Below are 17,695 nucleotides of genomic sequence, written 5' to 3'. Positions count from 1 at the left end.
CCACCGCCCCCGCGGGACGGGCCGGTCCCGCACCCGCCCGCAACGGCTTCCGGCCCCGGTCCGGCCCGCGGCCGGCTTCCGGCACCGGGCCGCCTTCACCGTCTTCACCGCCCTGTCCGACCCGACCCCCGAGAGGCCCCAGGGCCACGGGCCCCGAACCGGACCCCGCGCCCCAGAACTGCGTACCGGCCCCGCACACCCCCCGAGGCCCCGTACCGGACCCGCCCAACTCCCCTTCAGACGCCGGGAACCCCGGCTCCCTCCATCAGTCCGCGCACCTCGGTCCCCGGCGGTGTCAGCAGGAACACGTTCCGGTCGACCCGGTGCATGCTGCTCGCGAGCCCGAAGACCACCCCCGTGCTGAAGTCCAGTACCCGCTTGGCGACATCGGTCTCCGCGCCGGTCAGGTCCAGGAGCACCGGAATGCCCGCCATCAGCGTCTCGGCGACCTCGCGGGCGTCCGCGAAGACATTGACCCGCAGCACCACGAAACGGCGCCGGGCCTCGGTCGGGGCCTCGGGGATCGACCGGTGGCCGACGGCCGACGGCCATGCGTCCCTGCCCCGCAGCGGAACGACTTGGGCGAGCCCCTCCCACTGTTCGTCGGTGACGTCGTGGCTGTTCACCCGTCCACCCCGTCCTGACTCGCACTCAGTATCTGCACCGGGCAATTCTTACGCATGGTCACCCGTTCGGCCCAACAGCGACACGGTCCGCGACGCGGTCGCACGCCCACTCGCTGCGGCAAACTGCGCATAGTCCAGCAAACCAGGCACCCAGTAGAGCGATCGAGGCCTCCCCATGAGTTTGAGCATCCGCAACCAACTGCCCGGCACCGTCGTCTCCGTCACCGCGGGTGAGGTGATGGCGACGGTGAAGGTCCGTCTCGACGGCGGCCAGGAGATCGTCGCGGCCGTCACCCTGGAAGCCGTCGAGGACCTGGGCCTGACCGCCGGCTCCACGGTGCGCGCCCTCGTCAAGTCGACGGAGGTGTCCCTGGCGACCGGGCCGGTCGACGGAGTGAGCATCCGCAACCAACTGCCCGGCACGATCACGGACGTCGCCACCGGCGGGGCCATGGCACGCGTCAAGGTCGACGTCGCGGGCGGCGAACTGACCTCGGCCATCACCAAGGACGCGGTCACCGAACTCGGCCTGGTCTCCGGCGCCCGCGTCGTGGCGCTCATCAAGTCCACCGAGGTGTCGCTCTCCAACGCCTGACGCCCGGGCCGCCCTTGCCCTCTTACGCGCCTCACACCGGACTCTTCACGTCCTCCCGCACCCCGCTCACCTGCGGGAACTAGCTTCTGGGGCCGTGTACTCGGCAGAAACCGGGCCGTCGCCCACCGCCCGCCAGGCCCCTTCGGAGGAACCGTCCGGCAGGACGTCCGCGCCCCGGTACGAGGAAGGGACGCCCACCCAGTGGCACCGCGTCCTGACCCTGCTCGCCGACATCGGCCTCTTCGTCGGTACGCGCTCGCTGTGGGTCCAGGCCGCGAGCCACCGTCTCCCGGTGGCCGCGGTCGTCTCCCTCTGCTACGCCTCGATCCTCGTGACCGGCGCCCTCACCCTGGTGGTACGCCAAAGCCGCGCACTGGCCCGGCTCGACCTGGTCGTCCTGCTGACCGCCGCGACCCTCGCCGTCTGCGGGTGGGTGATGAACCACGGGGGCAGTGACGAGGCGGTGCTCACCGCGCTCACCGTCCGGGTCACCAACGAGGGCGGCGCGGCCCTGCGTCCCCACTTCACCCTGACCAAGGGGCAGGGCATGAGCCGCTACTGGGGCGTCGAGGCGGGTCCCGCCGTGCTGCGCGCCCATGGCACGGCCCGCTACGAACTCCTGCCGCCCGGCGGGAGGTTCGTCCTGCCGGGCCCAGGTGTCCGGGTGCGGGTGCGGGCGGTCTCCGCGGCGCCGATGACCCTGTCGAGCACCGACGTCCAGGTGCCGGACCTCCGGCGCCTTCGCCCCTGACACCCGCCGCACGCCCGATCACCGGAGTCGGACCCGCCGCGACGCACGGAGGTGCATGCTGGAACTCCCGTTCGGCCAGGGGCCGTTGCGTGCGAGCGGCACGCGGCCGCGGCCGGACGGGTGGTGTGGTCGTGATGGTCGTCGTCGCCGAGTACGCGGGGGTTGTGGGCGTGAGCGTGGAGGACTTCTCGAAGCGGCCGGGGGTCGCGTTCGTCGCGGGCGGTACGGGTGGCATCGGCGCGGCGGTCGTACGGACGCTGGCCGAGCGGGGCAGCGACGTGGCGTTCACGTACCGCGGCCGGCGGGCGGCGGCCGACGCGCTCGCCGAGGAGGTCGGCCGGCCGGGGCGCCGCGCGCTGGCACTGCGCGTCGACCTGAGCGACGAGGCGGCCACGGCGCAGGCGGTGGCGGAGGCCGCCGCCTCCGGGGGTCTGCACACCCTCGTGTACGCGGCGGGTCCGCACGTGCCCATGGTGCATCTGAGCAAGGTCACGCCGAGCCAGTACCGCGCTCAGCTCGACGCGGACGCGGGGGCGTTCTTCAATCTCGTGCATCCCGCGCTGCCGCTGCTGCGGGAGAGCCGGGGCAGCATCGTCGCGGTCACCACCGTGGCCACCCGGCGCTTCCCCGTCCGCGACGGGTTGTCGTCCGGCACGAAGGGGGCCGTCGAGGCGGTGGCCCGGGCGCTGGCCGCCGAGGAGGGTCGGTACGGCGTCCGCGTGAACTGCGTCGGCCCCGGCATGCTGACCGACGGCAACGCGGCCCGGCTGATCGGCTCCGGCGAGCTCGACGAGGCCGCGCTGGAGATCACCCGGCGGAACATCCCGCTGCGCCGCTTCGGCGCCGCGACGGACATCGCCGAGGCGGTCGTGTTCCTGGCCTCCGACCGCGCGGGGTTCATCACCGGGCAGGCGCTGGGCGTCGACGGCGGCTACAGCGTCTAGCCGTATCGACCCGCAGCATTGTGCACACGGCTGAGCGGTGGGGCGACCGCCGCGTGCTGTGCGGCGGCGCTGGTGGCTGCGGGCGTGGAGTCAGCCGGAGCCGGCGAGCTCCAGGCCGCCCGACTCGGGTGGATCGTCGAGGAACTCGACCAGGGCCAGGCCCAGCAGAGCACCCAGCGCGATCCAGAGCGTCACGGCCGCGGTGGGGTAGCTCCAGGCGAGCAGTGTGGCGGCAGCGACGGCGACCACGGTCCAGTTCAGCCAGCGCTTCGACCGGTGCACCCAGGTGCCGACGGATCCCGCCTCGAAGCCCGTGGCCTCGCGCACGGCACCGATGCCGGCGGTCCAGGCGGACCGCACCCGGGCGGCGGCCCGGCCGGTGCCGGTCAGCCAGGCCGCGAGCGCCACGACGACACCGAGGGTGATCAGCATGCGGACCGTGGTCCGCAGGTAGCGGACCAGCGCGTCGTAGACGGCCCCCGCGGCGGGCTGCGAGACCTTCGCCGGCAGTTCGTCGAGATAGAGCGCGCGGCCGATCCAGAGGCCCACGCCGAGGACGGCGGCGCCGAGCGCCACGGCGACGGCGACCGCGACGAGGGCTCGCCGCCTGCGCACGGCGGCCAGCACGGCCGCCGCCGCGAGGACCAGCGTCAGCACCGGCAGCCAGAACCCGACGAGTTGCAGCAGCCGGTAGCCCTTCTGGGCCTTGCCGACGGAGTCGGAGGTCAGGACGGTGAAGTCGGTGTGCACCTCGGGGATCTTCGACGCCACCGTCAGGCCCTTGTCGACGAGCGCCTGTTTGACCTGGTCGATGACGGGCGCGAGGTCGATGACCACGGAGTCGTCGGTGAGTTTCACCGCGCCGCCGCCGCTGCCGGTCAGTGCCTTGTCGACGGCGGCGTGAGCCCTTCTGTTCAGGTCCGTCCACAAGGTGGCGAAGGCGTCGCTGTCGACGAACTTCTCGGCGGTGCTGTGCACGAAGCCGGTGAGGCCGGAGGTGAGCGGGCCGCTCAGTTTCTCCAGGGCGGCGCTCAGCCGCGGCCGGTCCTCGGGCGCGACGGATTCGAGAAGTGTCTGGAGGTCGATGTGCTGCATCACCGCGTCGGTCACCCGGTCGGCGACGGCGGCCTGGACGTCCGGGTCGGAGGCGAGGGGCTTCATGGTCGCCACATAGCGGTCGGTGTCCGCGACCTCGCTCCTGGCCCAGGCGGCCACCGCGCTGAGCGGGGTGAGCACGAAGGTGAGGAGGATCAGCAGACCGGCGACGAGCGAGCGCAGCCGGTGCCTGGAGGCGGTGGGGCCGCCCCGACGCTCCAGCTCCGCGACCCTGGCCCGCAGGTCGGCGAGTTCCGTACCGCCGTCCGCGCCCGTCGTACGTCCGGCCCCGTGGTCTTCGGAACTGGCCATGGATGCTCCTTGCGTGGGGTCGGGGGCCGGTCGGGCACGAAGCCGTCCGTCCGGCCCGCCGCGGGCCGCCGGTCAGCCCGTCCTGGGGCCGGGCTTGTGGACGGCGAGGGCCCAGATCACGAAGCAGTCGATGGCGATCACGACGAGGGACCACACCGGCGCGTACGGCAGGAACATGAACTGGAAGATGATGCTCAGCGAGGCGAGCAGGATGCCGGTGAGGCGTGCCCAGTCGGCGTCCTTGAGGATGCCCCAGCCGACGACGATCGCGACGGCGCCGAGGACCACCAGGATCCAGCCCCAGCCGGTGAGGTTGATCCGGTACACGTAACCGTTCACGCGCGTGTACACGGTGTCCTCGACGATGGCGGAGATGCCCTGGAGGACGTGGAGGACGCCGTTCACGCACAGGAGGACACCCGCGAAGAGGGTGCCGCCGGCAGCCCAGGCGTCGCGGGTCCGGTGCGAGGACCCCGTTCCTCGCGCGCCCGGGGCCGACTGTCCCTGGTCTCCCCAGAGGGGCGCGTCGCCGCCCCCGGCGGAACCGGTGGCGGGGGCTGCGGCGCCGGTGGCGTGCGGGGTGTCCGACGGCTGCGAGGCGTCCTGGCTCATGTGCGACCCCTTGTGTGGTGTCGGCGTGCGGTGCCGGCCGGGCCCGCCCGTGCGGCGAGCACCGAGTCGAGTTCGAGCCTCGGTCCCGGCCCGTCGCGCCGCCACACGGGTTCGGCCGTTCGGGTGACGGTCGCGCCGGCGCCGGCGGGGCGGTCGCACGGTGGCGGCCCGGCCCGCGCGGCGGACGGCGTCGCCGGGCCCGTACCGCAGGTCGTACGGAACCCCGAGGCGGGCGTTTCGTGCTAGATACGACCTATGGCGCATCCGGCCCTCCCCTTCCGCGACAGCCGTGCGCCCCGTGGCACCCGGGGCACGCGGACCGGGCGCGCGCACCCGGGCGCCGTACCGCGGCGGGCACCGGGCCGACGACGCTCCGCCCCGGAACCGACGCGCCGCACGCCGCACGCGCCGGTCCGCTCACGCCGGCCCGGGCCGGGCCCGTGGCGGTGTGGTGCCCCATGAGCCGCACCGCGCCCCGCCGGCCCGCCGGGCCCTCGCCCGAACGGTCGCTGCTGGCATCGGCGCTGGGCGACCCGGGCCGGCTGCCGGAGATCCTGGCGGCCTTCGCGGTCGCGCGGCACGGGCATGCGGCGGCCGACTCCGTGGCCCGGTTGCGCCACGACCACCCTGGGGCGAGCACCCCGGAACTGCGGGCCCAGGTGATCACCCGGGGCCATCGCGCGGTCGTCGCGGAGGGGGCGATGGTGGGCGGCCCGTTCCTCGTGCTGGTGCCCTTCGCGTTCTGCGCGGCGCTGCTGCGACAGGGGCGCACGGTTCTGGAACTGGCCGCGCTCGACGGTCACGACCCCACTACGGGCGCCCGCGTGGCCGAACTCCTCGCCCTGCAGGGGGTCTACGAGGACACCCCGCGGGCGCAGGAGGCGCTCGCGGCGATCGCCCGCGCCGAACCCCTCCCCCGCCTGAAGCGCTGGCCGGCCATGTGGCGGCTCACCGTGCGGATGGCGTATCTGCTGGGTCTGGTCACGACCGACGACGACACCGCGGGCCTGCGGCGGGTGCGCAGGATCGTCGTCCGGACGGGCCGTTGGACGCTGGTCGTCGCGGTCTTCCTGGTGGGCCTGGTGGCGCCGCTCGTCTGGCTCCCCTACCTGGCGTACGTCTACCGGCGTTCCGACAACCGCCTGATGGAACGGGCGCTCGCCCGGTACGGCGCGGTCAGCGCACCCGCCCCGCGCCGCCGGATCGCCCGGATCGAGCCCGAGGTGCTGTCCGCGGGACTGCGCGCGTGCGTCTCACTGCTCGTGCCGCTCGGCCTGGTCACCCTGGCCGTCGTGGCGGACCTGCGCATCGCCGGGAGCAGATGGCCGGTGCTGGCGATCGCCCTGGCGGTCGCGTCGTTCCTGGCCGGCGGTGTGTGGCTGTGGGTGCGCCACCGCAGGCGCACCGGACGGGCGTGACGGCGGGTCCGGCCGCCGCGCCGACCGGCATCCCCGCGGCGCGGCGGTACGGCGACGGCGGGCGCACGGGCCGGCCGGGGTCCGGCGCCCGGGTCACACGGCCTCCCGTACGGCGTCGAACGCCTCCCGCAGCAGGGTGCCGAAGTCGTCGACGGAACGCCGTTCGGGACCCGCGGCGTCCTCCGACACGTGCGCGAGCAGGGCACTGCGGATGACGGCGACCGACACCCGGGCCAGTACCGCGGCCCGTCGCGCGCGCCGGTCGTCCGGCTCGTCGGGGTGCTGCTCGGCCAGGCGCACGACGAGCGCGTCGGCGATGCCGTCCTCGAAGTCGGTGAGGACGTGGGTGCGCCGGGCGCCGGTGGGCAGGGCGCGCGGCGGTGTGCCGACGAACAGGATGGCCAGGCCCTGGTCGAGCGCACCGGCCGCCTCGACGAGGCCGTTGAGGACGGCGGTGAGCGGGGGCTCGCCGGCCGGGCGCCGTGGGATCTCCCGTCGCAGCAGCGGTACGAGGTCGAGGACCTCGGCGAAGACCAGGTCCTCCTTGGAGGGGAAGTAGCGGAAGAAGGTGCGCTCGGTGACCCCGGCCGCCGCGGCGATGTCCTTGACGGTCGTCTCCTGGTAGCCGCGTTCGGCGAACATGCGGGCCGCCGCCTGGAGCAGGGTCCGCCGCGTCGCGGCCTTCTTCCGGTCCCGCAGCCCCGGTTCGCGCTCGCCCCAGTCGTTCACCTGGTCATCCTGTCACGCCACGGGTGGGGCGCCGGGCGCCCGCCCAGCAAAGTGTCAGTCATGACACTTTGTGTATCGTGTCAGTCATGACACTTTCTGGTGGGCGGCTGCCTCTGCGCGCCCTGACACGCCGGCCCCCGGGGCGTCGCGGCCCGGAACACCCCGCCGCAGGACGCCCCGTCACGAGACGCCGCACCGCGGTCGCCGCGCTCACGGCCCTCGCCCTCGGCGGTGCCGCGGTGACGGCGGAGGCGGTGGTCCGGCACCGGGTCGGCGACCGTTTCGCGACCGCGGCGGCCGAACGGCTGGGCACGGTCCCGGACGTCGGCCTGGGCGGCACTCCCGTGCTGATGCAGCTGTCCCGGGGCGCGTTCCCGGACGTCGAGCTCACGGCCGACGGGGTGAGCGCCCGGCGGATGACCGGGCTCGGCGTCGACGTCCATCTGCGGGACGTACGGCGGGCCGCGGGGACGGTCACCGTCGGGTCGAGCACAGCGGACGTCACGGTCGGCGCCGACCGGCTCGGCGGCGACGAGCTGAGACGGATGAACGGGGTGGTCGTCCCCGACCCGGGAACCGGACGGCTCCTCGTCCACCTCGGCCGCACGGGCGCGCTCACCGTCCCCGTCACCCCGTCGCTGGACGGCACGACCGTCCGCGTCACGCCCGCCAGGCCGACGTTCGACGGCGCTCCCCTCCCCGACGCGCTGTCCGCGAAGATCACCGGCACGGTACGGCGCACCGTCGAACTGACCGGCCTCCCCATGGACATGAAGCCGCAGAAGCTCGCCGTCACCGACGACGGGGTGCGTCTCAGCCTGCGCGGCGGCCGCGCCACCCTCGACGTCTGACCCCGTCGGCGCCGGCCCGGGACACACGGGACCGCACCACCGCTCCCCGCCGTCCCCGCATCCGTCCCGATCGGCGCCGGCCCGGGTCGCGCGGGAGCACGTCGATCCCCACCGCCCCCGATGTCCGCCCCGTCGGCACCGACAACCGACGGCGGGACCGCACCGGCCCCCGTCGCACCCACCGCACCGGCCCCGGCCGGCGCCCGAGAAACCCCTCCCCGAACGTGCCGCTCGCCCCCGCAAGTCCCCCTTCAAGGAGTGGTTCTCCCATGGCTTCCCTGCTTCACCGGCTCGGCCGCGGCGCCTTCCGGCATCGCCGTGCCGTGCTGGCCGGCTGGCTCGTCGTGCTCGCCGCGGCCGTCGCCTGCGTGGCCGGCTTCGGCGGTACCACGAACGACGAGTTCACCATCCCGGGCTCCGAGTCGCAGACCGCGATGGACGCCCTCAGGACCGAACTGCCCTCGGCGGCCGGCACCAGCGCCCAGATCGTCTTCCTGGCCCCTGAGGGCCACGAGATCACCGAACCCCCGTACGCACGGGCCGTCAGCGCGACCATGGCACGGGCCGGGAAGGCGCCGCAGGTCACCCACGTCACCGACCCGATGACCGCGGGGCTCGTCTCCCGCGACCGCACGACCGCCCTCGGGCAGGTGCGCTACGACGTGACGAAGGCCGGACTGGCCGCGGACAGCCTCACCGCCCTGGAGCGGACGGTCCGGCCGGCCGAGGACGCCGGACTCACCGTGGACGTCGGCGGGTCCGCGTACGGCAGTGACAAGAGCACCGGTCACTCCAAGGAGGCGATGGGTCTGCTGTTCGCGCTCGTCGTGCTGACGGTGACCTTCGGCTCGCTGTTCGCCGCCGGCATGCCGCTGCTGACGGCGGTGACCGGCGTCGCCGTCACCCTGCTCGGCCTCCAGGCACTGACCGGCGTCCTGACGATCTCCGGCACGGCGCCCTCGCTCGCGTCGATGCTCGGTCTCGCCGTCGGCATCGACTACGCGCTGTTCATCGTGTCCCGCCACCGCTCCCAACTGGCGTCCGGCATGGACGCCGAGGAGTCCGCGGCCACCGCGACCGCGACGGCGGGCGGCGCGGTCGTCTTCGCCGGGCTCACCGTGGTCATCGCGCTGTGCGGGCTGACCGTGGTCCGCATCCCGTTCCTGACCGTGATGGGCCTGGGCGGTGCGGCCGCGGTGCTGATCGCGGTGGCCGTCGCGCTCACGCTGCTGCCCGCCCTGATGGGCTTCGCCGGTGACCGGTTGCGTCCCCGGCCCGGTTCGCGGACCGCCCGCCGTGAGCGCGCCGCCCACGACGGCGGGCGGCGGCCGAACCTCGGCGAACGGTGGGGCCGGCTGGCGATCCGCCGCCCGCTGCTCACCCTGGCCGCCGTGCTCGTCGCACTGCTGGCCGTGGCCGTCCCGGCACGGGATCTGCGCCTCGCCCTGCCCGACAACGGATCGGCGCCGGCGGGCAGCACCGAGCGCAGGACGTACGACATCGTCTCGAAGGAGTTCGGCCCCGGGTTCAACGGGCCGCTGCTGATCCTCGCCGACACCTCGCGCGCCGCGGACCCCCGGCAGGCCACGGCCGCGCTCACCGAGGACCTCGAGGCCATGGAAGGCGTCGCCACCGTCGGCGCGCCCCAGTTCGTCGACCACGGTGACGCGGCGGTCGTCCAGGTGGTGCCGCGGACCGGGCCCGCCGACGAACGGACCAGGGAACTCGTCGAGCACATCAGGGACCGGTCGGCCGACTGGCAGCGTGCGTCGGGCACCCGGGTACGGGTGACCGGGAGCACCGCGGTCGGCATCGACGTCTCCGACCGGCTCGCCGACTCCCTGGTGCCCTTCGCCCTGGTCGTCGTGGGCCTGTCGCTGCTGCTGTTGCTGCTGCTCTTCCGCTCCCTGGTCGTCCCGCTCAAGGCGGGCCTCGGCTTCCTGCTCTCGGTGGCCGCGACGTTCGGAGCGGTCGTCGCCGTCTTCCAGTGGGGCGTGCTCGCCGACCTGCTGGGCGTGACGCGGACCGGGCCGGTGGTGAGCATCCTGCCGATCCTGGTGATGGCGGTGCTGTTCGGACTCGCCATGGACTACGAGGTGTTCATGGTCAGCCGGATGCGTGAGGCGTACGTGCACGGGGCCGGGCCCCGGGACGCGATCCTGGCCGGCTCACGGCACGCCTCGCGGGTGGTCACCGGCGCCGCCCTGATCATGTTCGCGGTCTTCGCGAGCTTCGTGCCGGGGAGCAGCAGCATGCTGAAGCCCATCGCGTTCGCGCTGGCCTTCGGTGTCCTCGTCGACGCGTTCGTCGTCCGTATGACCCTCGTACCCGCCGTGCTCGCCCTCGTCGGCCGGGCCGCCTGGTGGCTGCCGACGTGGCTGGCGCGGCTGCTGCCGGAGGTGGACATCGAGGGCGAGCACCCGCGCGCGGCGGGCACGGGGACGCCCGACGCCGGCACGGCCCGGGAGGAGGTCCCGGCCGGCGCCCCGGACGAACGCACCCTGCCGCCGGGTGTGCGGGGCGGCTAGGAGGCGTCGGCAGCGGTCCCTGAGGGCTTTCCCGTAATCCCCGGTGGATCAGCGCGCGGCGTCGGATGCGGTGCATCGCAAGGCGGAGGATCGTCCTCGTACTGGGCGTATTCGGGCGACCCTCCGACGCGGCGAGGTGCCGTAGCTGTCGTCGTGCGCCCGCCGGGGAGCACGGGCCAGCCCTTAGAGGCCGACGTCGCGGCTGCGGATGTCGTCCAGGGACTCGCGGCGTACGAGGAGCCGGGCGTGGCCCGCGTGGACGGCGGCGACGGGGGGACGGCCGACCATGTTGTACCCGGAGGCCATGGACAGGTGGTAGGCGCCCGCGACGGGGACCGCGAGCAGGTCGCCGGGGCGTACGTCGGCGGGCAGTTCGACGTCGGCGGCGAGGACGTCGCCGGCCTCGCAGTGCCGTCCGACCACGGTCGCCGGGGCGGGCGCCGCGACGCTGTGCCGGCCGATCAGGCGCGGCGCGTACGGCACCCCGTACAGCGCGGGCCGCGGGTTGTCGCTCATGCCGCCGTCCACGGCCACGAAGGTGTGCCCGCCGGTGTGCTTGACCGACAGCACGTGGTAGACGGCGACCCCGGCCGGCCCCACCACGGCCCGGCCCGGTTCGATGATCAGGCGGGGCACGGGCAGTGAGGCCGCCGCGCACGCCTCGACGAGCTCGGCGCGCACCTTGCGGGCCAGCGCGGTGAGGTCGAGGGCCGGCTCACCGGGGCGGTAGGCGATGCCGTGCCCGCCGCCCAGGTCGAATTCGGGCAGCACGAGTCCGTGCTGCCCGTGCAGCCGGGCCATCAGCCCCACCAGCCGGCGCACGGCCGCGAGATACGGCTTGACGGTGGTGATCTGCGAGCCCAAGTGGCAGTGCAGACCCGTCAGTTCGAGCCGGGGCTGGTCGAGTACGCGGGCGATGGCGTGCTGGGCGTAGCCGTCGCGCAGGGACATGCCGAACTTCTGGTCCTCGGTGCCGGTACGGATCTTGTCGTGGCCGCCGGCACTGATACCCGGCACCACACGGACCATCACCTTCTGGCGACGGCCCGGACCGACGGCCGCGGCGAGCCGGGCGATCTCCGACGGACTGTCGATCACGATACGGCCCACGCCCAGGCGCAGGGCCAGCTCCAGATCGCGCGGCGACTTGGCGTTGCCGTGCAGCAGGATGCGCTCGGCGGGAAAGCCCGTGGTCACGGCGAGTTCCAGCTCGCCGGCCGAGCAGACGTCGAGGCCGAGCCCCTCCTCCTCCACCCAGTGGACCATGGCCCGGCACAGGAACGCCTTGGCCGCGTACAGGACTTCGGCCTCGGGGAAGGCATGCCGGTAGGTGCGGCAGCGCTCGCGCACCTCGCCCTCGTCCAGCACGTAGACAGGCGTGCCGAAACGGTCGGCGATCTCCGCGAGCGGTACACCGCCCACCGCCACATCGCCCGCACGGGGCTCAGTGGTGGAGGCGGGCCACACCGACAACTCGCCGGCGGTGGTGTGCAGGGCGGGTTCGTGCACGGTGGTCATCGTGGTGGCCTCCTCAGCCGATCCGTACGGCGGCGGCCGTGGCCGGTTCGGGAAGGGGTGGACGGAGCGGGGCGGGAGCCGGGGCGCAGAACTGCGGGTCCACCGTGACGGTGGTGACGCCGAGCGGGGCGGTCAGTGCGCGCAGCGCGGGTTCGGCGAGCCTGATCCACTCCTGGTCGGGACCGAGCGTGGCGATGAGCCTGCGCACGGAGGTGAAACCGACGGCCGTACGGTCGCCCAGCGGAGTGCGGAACAGCCGGGCGGCGCATCCGGAGGGGCCCGGCCGGACCGGGACGAACAGGGGGCCGGCCGGGAACCGATCGCAGGGTTCGGGGTCTTCGCCGCTCAGAGGTTGTGGCATGGGATGCCTCCTGGAGGATCCGGGGTGGTTCTGATGAGGAGCCTGAGCGCCCCGGCCGCGAGGACGCGGGCCGGGCTCACCGATGACGTTATGCCCGCCTTCCCCGGCTCCGGGGTGTTCCCTGACGGGACGCTGACGGCGATCCGGCCAACGCTGACGGGACGCTGACGGCCCCCCGCGCGCGGCCCGTCCCGCGCCGTCAGAGGCGTGCCAAGAAGTGCCGTCCGGGCTGTTCGGGGGCGTGCGAGCAGGAGTGTGATGGGGGGATCCGACGAGAACCGCCCGCGCGTGACCGTGCGGGCGGGTGAGGAACGGTGGAGTGATGTCCGAGTCCGACGCGCCCCCTGCCGCCCGTGTCGTGGTCGGGGTGAGCGGCTCGCTGGGCAGTCTCACCGCGCTGTGCCGGGCCGCCGGCGAGGCGCGGCGGCGGGGCGCCGAACTGTGGCCGGTTCTGGCCTGGGAACCGCCCGGCGGGGACCTGGGGGCCCGCCGGGTGCCGGCCGCCTCCCCGAGCGTCCAGGACTGGCAGCGGCTGGCCCGGGAGCGGCTGGTCACCGCCCTCGACGAGGTGTTCGGCGGCTCGCCGGACGTCGCCCTGCGCGCGCTCGTCGCCCGCGGCGCCCCCGGGCCGGCGCTGGTCGAGATCGCCGACCACGAGGACGATCTCCTCGTGGTCGGCGCGGGACGGCGCGGCCTGCTGCACCGTGCCTTGTGCTCCTCGGTCGGCCGCTACTGCCTCGCCCATGCCGACTGCGCGGTGCTGGCGGTGCCGCCGTCCCCGCTGGAGGCCGAGTTCGCGGCCGTCCACCGCCGCAATCTGTGGCGGCTGCGCCTGGACACCCGGGAGCTGGGCGTGGAGTCCGGGACGGCTCAGCCGCCGACCGAGTAGGAGTGCGCTCCGGCGCCGGCCAGGGCTCCCCCGTCCACGATCAGGTACTCGTCCCGGACCGGCCGCCCGGCGAACCAGGATTCGAGGATCTCCCGGGTGCCCGCCGCGTACCGGGCCTGGGCCGAGAGCGAGGAGCCGGAGATGTGCGGGGTCATGCCGTGGTGCGGCATCGTGCGCCGGTCCACGACGCGGCCCGCGCGGTCGGCGTGGAGCTCGGCGCCGACGGGCACTTCGGGGGCACCCCGCGCTCCGTCGCCTTCAACGCCCAGTGGTTCCGGGTGGCCGTCGACCCCGGCACCGGCGAGATCCGCATCCTGCGCAGCGTGCACGCCGCCGACGCGGGCAAGGTGATGAACCCGATGCAGTGCCGCGGCCAGGTCGAGGGCGGCGTGGCCCAGGCGCTCGGCGCCACGCTCTTCGAGCATGTGCGTCTCGACGCGACGGGCGCGGTCGACACGGCCGCGTTCCGCCGCTACCGGCTCCCCCAGTACGCCGACGTCCCGCGCACCGAGGTCCACTTCATGGAGACGTCCGACGCCATCGGCCCGCTGGGCGCCAAGTCGATGAGCGAGAGCCCCTTCAACCCGGTCGCGCCGGCCTTCGCCAATGCCCTCCGCGACGCCACGGGCATCCGGTTCACCGAACTGCCGCTCACCCGCGACCGGGTGTGGCGGGCGTTGCGGAACGCCGGGGTGACGGACGGCCCGCCCGGACGGGTAACCGGATGAGTCCGGCGGCCGGCGCGGGCATCGGGTCCGCGCCGCGGATCAGCCGGACTGGCGGGGCAGGCGCACCACCTGGACGAAGAAGTCGTCGATCTGGCGGACGGCGGCGATGAACTGGTCCAGGTCGACCGGCTTGGTGACGTAGGCGTTGGCGTGGAGCTTGTAGCTGCGCAGGATGTCCTCCTCGGCCGCGGAGGTGGTGAGCACCACGACCGGGATGTGCGACAGCGCCGGATCGGACTTGATCTTCTCCAGGACCTGCCGGCCGTCGTACTTGGGCAGGTTGAGGTCGAGCAGGATCAGATCGGGCTGCGGCACGTCGGTGTGCGCCCCACGCCGGTAGAGGAAGTCGAGCGCCTCCTCGCCGTCCCGCACCACGTGCAGGGTGTTGCCGATCTTGTTGTCCTCGAACGCCTCCCGGGTCATCAGTTCGTCGCCCGGGTCGTCCTCGACGAGAAGGACGTCGATGGGAGTGGCTGCGGGGGTGGTCATGTCAGGCTCTTCTCCTCGGTGCCGGCGTTGCCGCCGGTGTCGGTACGGTCGTCCGCGGCGGAGGGCGTGCCGTCCGTCGTCTCGGTCGTCCTGGTACGCGTGCCGTCGCCTGTCTCGGCGGGCGTGCCCGCGCCGTGGCCGGTGCGCATGGCGTCGCCCGTGTCGGAGCGCGTGCCGTCCGTCGTCTCGGTCGTCTCGGTACGCGTGCCCTCGTCGGTGTAGGTGCGCGTGCCCTCGCCCGCGTCGGCGCGCATGCCGTCCGCCCCGCCGGTGCCGGCGCCGTCCGCAGCGTCGGCCCGGTCGCCCTCCGCCGTGCCGGCGACGGACGGGAAGGTGAAGCAGAAGCGGGCGCCCTCGGTGTACGTGGTGTCCAACCAGATGCGGCCGCCGTGGTACTCGACGATCTTCTTGCAGAGCGCCAGGCCTATGCCGGTGCCCCCGTAGGCGTCACGGCTGTGCAGCCGCTGGAAGATGACGAAGACCTTCTCCGCGAACTCCTCGGATATGCCGATGCCGTTGTCGCTCACGGACAGCCGCCAGGCGTCGGCATCCTCCGGATCGCGCTCGCAGGTGATGCGGACGTGCGGCGTGCGGTCGGGGTGACGGAACTTGACGGCGTTGCCGACGAGGTTCTGCCAGAGCATGGCCAGCAGCGTCGGATCCCCGATGATCCGGGGTAGTTCGTCCGGCCGGTCGACGACCGCGCCGGTGTCGGCGACGACGCTGTCCAGGTTGGTCAGGGCCTTGGAGAGCAGCTGGTCCAGATCGGCGGGCAGGCGCGCGTCGTTGACGCGGCCCACGCGGGAGAAGGTGAGCAGGTCGTTGATGAGGACCTGCATCCGCTTGGCGCCGTCGACCGCGAAGTCGATGTACTGCCGGGCGCGGTCGTCCAGTTGGTCGCCGTACCGCTTCTCCAGCAGCTGGCAGAAGGAGGCCACCTTGCGCAGCGGCTCCTGGAGATCGTGCGAGGCCACGTAGGCGAACTGCTCCAGCTCGGCGTTGGAGCGGCGCAGCTCCACGGCCTGGGCGTCCAGGTCCGCGGCCTGCCGGGCCAGGACGTCCTGCTGCTCGCGGGAGGCGTCGAGCGCGAAGACGATCCGCTGCCGCATGTCCTCCACGTCCCGCGCGACCGCGGTGACGTCCACCGGCCCGCCGCCGGTGATGACATGCCCGAACTCGCCCCGCGCCACCCGGCGGGTGGCGGTGCGCAGGTCCTCCAGCGGACGCGCCACGAGCAGGCGTACGAGGAACGTCAGCGCCACGCCGGTCAGCAGGAACGCCACGACCATGCCGATCAGCACGGCGTCGCGCACCTTCCGGGCGTGGTCCAGCCGGTCCTGGCCGTCCTGGACCGCCTTCTTGAGAGAGGTGTTCTGCGCGGCCAGCACCGAACGGATGCGGTCGAAGTCCTTCTTGCCGCGCTCCGCGGTCGCCCGGTCGATCGTGCGTGGTTCGCCCGGCGTCACACCGGCCACCAGGGGGTCGGCGTAGGTGCGCCGCCAGTCCGCCGCCCGCCGCTCGACCGCGTCCAGGTTCCCGAGGAGGTCGGAACGGTCACCGATGAGGTCGCGGATCCGGGCTGCCGCGCGCCGCTCGTCCTTCTGGCCCTGGGTGTACGGGACCAGGAACTGCCGGTCGGCCGCGATGGCGTAACCGCGCACGCCCGTCTCCTGGTTGAACAGGGCGGACTGGAGCCGGTACGCCTCGGTCCGGGCCGGCTCGACGTGCTGGAGCATCTCGTCGGTGACCGAGGCCGTCCGCTGAAGCATCGCGGCGCCCACCGCCGTCCCCACGACCACGAGCAACGCCATCAGCGCCAGCACCAGCCGGAACCAGCCCTGCACGGTCAGCCGGCGTCCGACCCACGGCTCGGCGGTCATCCTGCGTATCCCGTCCTCGGACTCACTGCTTCCTCTCACGCTCTTCACCGGCCTCAGTCCCAGCGCAGCCAGAGCACGGCGACGTCGTCGTCCAGGCCGCCCTGCCCCTCGGCCAGGCCCTCGGCCCGTTCGATGAGCCCGTCGACGAACGCGGCCGGTGCCAGGGGGACCAGCTCGCGCGCGACGGCCAGCAGCCCCTCCTCCCCCAGCCGTTCCGTGCCCCGGCCGACGCGCCCCTCGAACAGGCCGTCGGTGAACAGGACGACCGCGGCGCCCTCGGGGACCGAGAGTTCCGCCACCCGCCAGCGCGCCCCGCCGGGCACGATGCCCAGCGCCGGCCCGCCCAGGACCTCCACCCACTCGACGGCGCCGCTCCCGCACAGGAGCGCGCCCGGGTGTCCCGCCCGTACCATCCGGACCCGGCGCTCGCCGGGTGTGGCGGTGAGGATGACCAAGGTGGCGAAGACGCCCGCCTTGGCCCGCTCGGCCATCAGGATCTCCTCCAGCCGGGCCACCTGGTCGGCGCCGGTGACGCCGCTGAGCACCAGGGTGCGCCACGCGATGCGCAGGGCCACCCCCAGGGCCGCCTCGTCGGGTCCGTGGCCGGAGACGTCTCCGATCATCGCGTGCACGGTGCCGTCGGCGCCCTGCACGATGTCGTAGAAGTCGCCGCCGAGCAGCGCGTGCGCGCGGCCGGGGCGGTAGCGGGTGACGACTTCGACGCCGTCGCCGCGCAGCAGCGGCCGCGGCAGCAGTCCCCGCTCCAGACGGGCGTTCTCCTGCGCCTGCATCTGGCTGGCCTGCAACGCCACCGCGTCCTGCTCGCCGTGCTTGCGCTGGATCGCGTAGCGGACGGCCCGCCCGAACAGCTCCGGCTCGACACGGCCCTTGACCAGGTAGTCCTGGGCGCCCGCCGCCACCGCGGCCAGTCCGGTGCCTTCCTCGGCGAGGCCGGTCAGCACCACGACGGCGACCTGTTCCGCATGCTCGCGCACCCGGGACACGGCCTCCAGGCCCTGGGCGTCCGGGAGATGCAGGTCCAGCAGGACGCAGTCCGGCAGTTCGGCCGCGAGCACGTCGCATGCCTCGGCCATCGAACGCACCCACCGCAGACGCATCTTGAGCGCGCTGTCGGCCACCAGTTCCTCGACGAGCAGGGCGTCGCCGGGGTCGTCCTCTACCAGCAGGACCGACGGCTCCTTGTCCCCCCATGCCGCGGCACGATCGAGCGCGGGCGACACCACGTCGGCAGCCCCGGGCTGCGACATCTTCATGAAAGCCCCCCACCCACCACCTTCCGTCCACACCAGGACGGACAACTCCGCGAGCATACTCACGCGCGCGAGGGGCGCAGGGGGGCGGGGCGGTA

General features: G+C 73.9%; 15 protein-coding genes and 3 pseudogenes. 8 read left to right on the top strand and 10 right to left on the bottom strand.

The annotated features are described in order from the left end of the window. Positions 1–236: 236 nt before the first annotated feature. Entirely contained in the window at positions 237–626 is a 390-nt protein-coding gene (locus ACSYGO_RS33950; protein ID WP_432176855.1) for a cell division protein SepF, read from the bottom strand. Positions 627–801: 175 nt separating this feature from the next. On the opposite strand from ACSYGO_RS33950, the gene ACSYGO_RS33945 reads away from it, so the two are divergent. From ACSYGO_RS33945 to ACSYGO_RS33935, 3 genes are all read left to right on the top strand, one after another. Beyond that, positions 802–1,221, top strand: coding sequence for a TOBE domain-containing protein (locus ACSYGO_RS33945; RefSeq protein ID WP_345656030.1), 420 nt, complete (start codon positions 802–804; stop codon positions 1,219–1,221). A 94-nt stretch (positions 1,222–1,315) separates the two neighbouring features. Continuing rightward, positions 1,316–1,972, top strand: coding sequence for a hypothetical protein (locus ACSYGO_RS33940; protein WP_460388805.1), 657 nt, complete (start codon positions 1,316–1,318; stop codon positions 1,970–1,972). A 134-nt stretch (positions 1,973–2,106) separates the two neighbouring features. Then, positions 2,107–2,916, top strand: coding sequence for an SDR family NAD(P)-dependent oxidoreductase (locus ACSYGO_RS33935; protein WP_432176861.1), 810 nt, complete (start codon positions 2,107–2,109; stop codon positions 2,914–2,916). Positions 2,917–3,006: 90 nt separating this feature from the next. On the opposite strand, the gene ACSYGO_RS33930 is transcribed toward ACSYGO_RS33935, so the two are convergent. Continuing rightward, positions 3,007–4,323, bottom strand: coding sequence for a hypothetical protein (locus tag ACSYGO_RS33930; RefSeq protein ID WP_432189879.1), 1,317 nt, complete (start codon positions 4,321–4,323; stop codon positions 3,007–3,009). A gap of 72 nt (positions 4,324–4,395) precedes the next feature. Beyond that, positions 4,396–4,935 carry a DUF7144 family membrane protein gene (locus tag ACSYGO_RS33925; RefSeq protein ID WP_460388803.1) on the bottom strand — a complete coding sequence of 180 codons (540 nt, stop codon included), beginning with the start codon at positions 4,933–4,935 and terminating at the stop codon, positions 4,396–4,398. Positions 4,936–5,393: 458 nt separating this feature from the next. Here ACSYGO_RS33925 and ACSYGO_RS33920 point away from each other — a divergent pair, with 458 nt between their 5' ends. Further along, positions 5,394–6,353: a hypothetical protein gene (locus ACSYGO_RS33920; protein ID WP_432189880.1), complete on the top strand. Its 960-nt coding sequence runs from the start codon at positions 5,394–5,396 to the stop codon at positions 6,351–6,353. Between the two features lie 93 nt (positions 6,354–6,446). Here ACSYGO_RS33920 and ACSYGO_RS33915 read toward each other — a convergent pair whose 3' ends face one another. Beyond that, entirely contained in the window at positions 6,447–7,082 is a 636-nt protein-coding gene (locus ACSYGO_RS33915) for a TetR family transcriptional regulator (RefSeq protein WP_426680951.1), read from the bottom strand. A gap of 86 nt (positions 7,083–7,168) precedes the next feature. Between ACSYGO_RS33915 and ACSYGO_RS33910 the strand changes: the two genes are divergently transcribed. Continuing rightward, positions 7,169–7,933 carry an LmeA family phospholipid-binding protein gene (locus tag ACSYGO_RS33910; protein ID WP_460388801.1) on the top strand — a complete coding sequence of 255 codons (765 nt, stop codon included), beginning with the start codon at positions 7,169–7,171 and terminating at the stop codon, positions 7,931–7,933. Between the two features lie 269 nt (positions 7,934–8,202). Further along, entirely contained in the window at positions 8,203–10,461 is a 2,259-nt protein-coding gene (locus ACSYGO_RS33905) for an MMPL family transporter (RefSeq protein WP_426680953.1), read from the top strand. Between the two features lie 183 nt (positions 10,462–10,644). On the opposite strand, the gene lysA is transcribed toward ACSYGO_RS33905, so the two are convergent. Both lysA and ACSYGO_RS33895 read right to left on the bottom strand, forming a co-directional pair. Next, entirely contained in the window at positions 10,645–11,979 is a 1,335-nt protein-coding gene (gene lysA / locus ACSYGO_RS33900; RefSeq protein WP_460388799.1) for a diaminopimelate decarboxylase, read from the bottom strand. Positions 11,980–11,992: 13 nt separating this feature from the next. Then, a complete protein-coding gene (locus ACSYGO_RS33895) occupies positions 11,993–12,340 on the bottom strand; it encodes an SAV_915 family protein (RefSeq protein ID WP_460388797.1) in 348 nt (115 codons plus the stop codon). Between the two features lie 322 nt (positions 12,341–12,662). Between ACSYGO_RS33895 and ACSYGO_RS33890 the strand changes: the two genes are divergently transcribed. Next, positions 12,663–13,229 (top strand): universal stress protein, encoded by a 567-nt coding sequence (locus tag ACSYGO_RS33890; protein ID WP_460388795.1) that lies wholly within the window; start codon positions 12,663–12,665, stop codon positions 13,227–13,229. Here the strand turns inward: ACSYGO_RS33890 and ACSYGO_RS33885 are convergent. Beyond that, positions 13,211–13,405, bottom strand: a pseudogene (locus tag ACSYGO_RS33885) (NAD-dependent formate dehydrogenase); the annotation flags it as partial. The gene ACSYGO_RS33890 and the pseudogene ACSYGO_RS33885 overlap by 19 nt on opposite strands. Before the next feature lie 12 nt (positions 13,406–13,417). Between ACSYGO_RS33885 and ACSYGO_RS33880 the strand changes: the two are divergent. Beyond that, positions 13,418–13,957: pseudogene (locus ACSYGO_RS33880) on the top strand (xanthine dehydrogenase family protein molybdopterin-binding subunit); the annotation flags it as partial. 39 nt (positions 13,958–13,996) lie between these two features. On the opposite strand, the gene ACSYGO_RS33875 reads toward ACSYGO_RS33880, so the two are convergent. From ACSYGO_RS33875 to ACSYGO_RS33865, 3 genes and pseudogenes are all read right to left on the bottom strand, one after another. Next, positions 13,997–14,446, bottom strand: coding sequence for a response regulator (locus ACSYGO_RS33875; protein ID WP_345656043.1), 450 nt, complete (start codon positions 14,444–14,446; stop codon positions 13,997–13,999). Positions 14,447–14,727: 281 nt separating this feature from the next. After that, positions 14,728–16,326, bottom strand: a pseudogene (locus ACSYGO_RS33870) (sensor histidine kinase); the annotation flags it as partial. Between the two features lie 53 nt (positions 16,327–16,379). After that, entirely contained in the window at positions 16,380–17,600 is a 1,221-nt protein-coding gene (locus tag ACSYGO_RS33865; protein ID WP_460388793.1) for a PP2C family protein-serine/threonine phosphatase, read from the bottom strand. Between the last annotated feature and the right edge of the window lie 95 nt (positions 17,601–17,695).

Source organism: Streptomyces krungchingensis, assembly GCF_054729265.1.
This window is presented reverse-complemented; position numbering and strand designations above follow the sequence as displayed.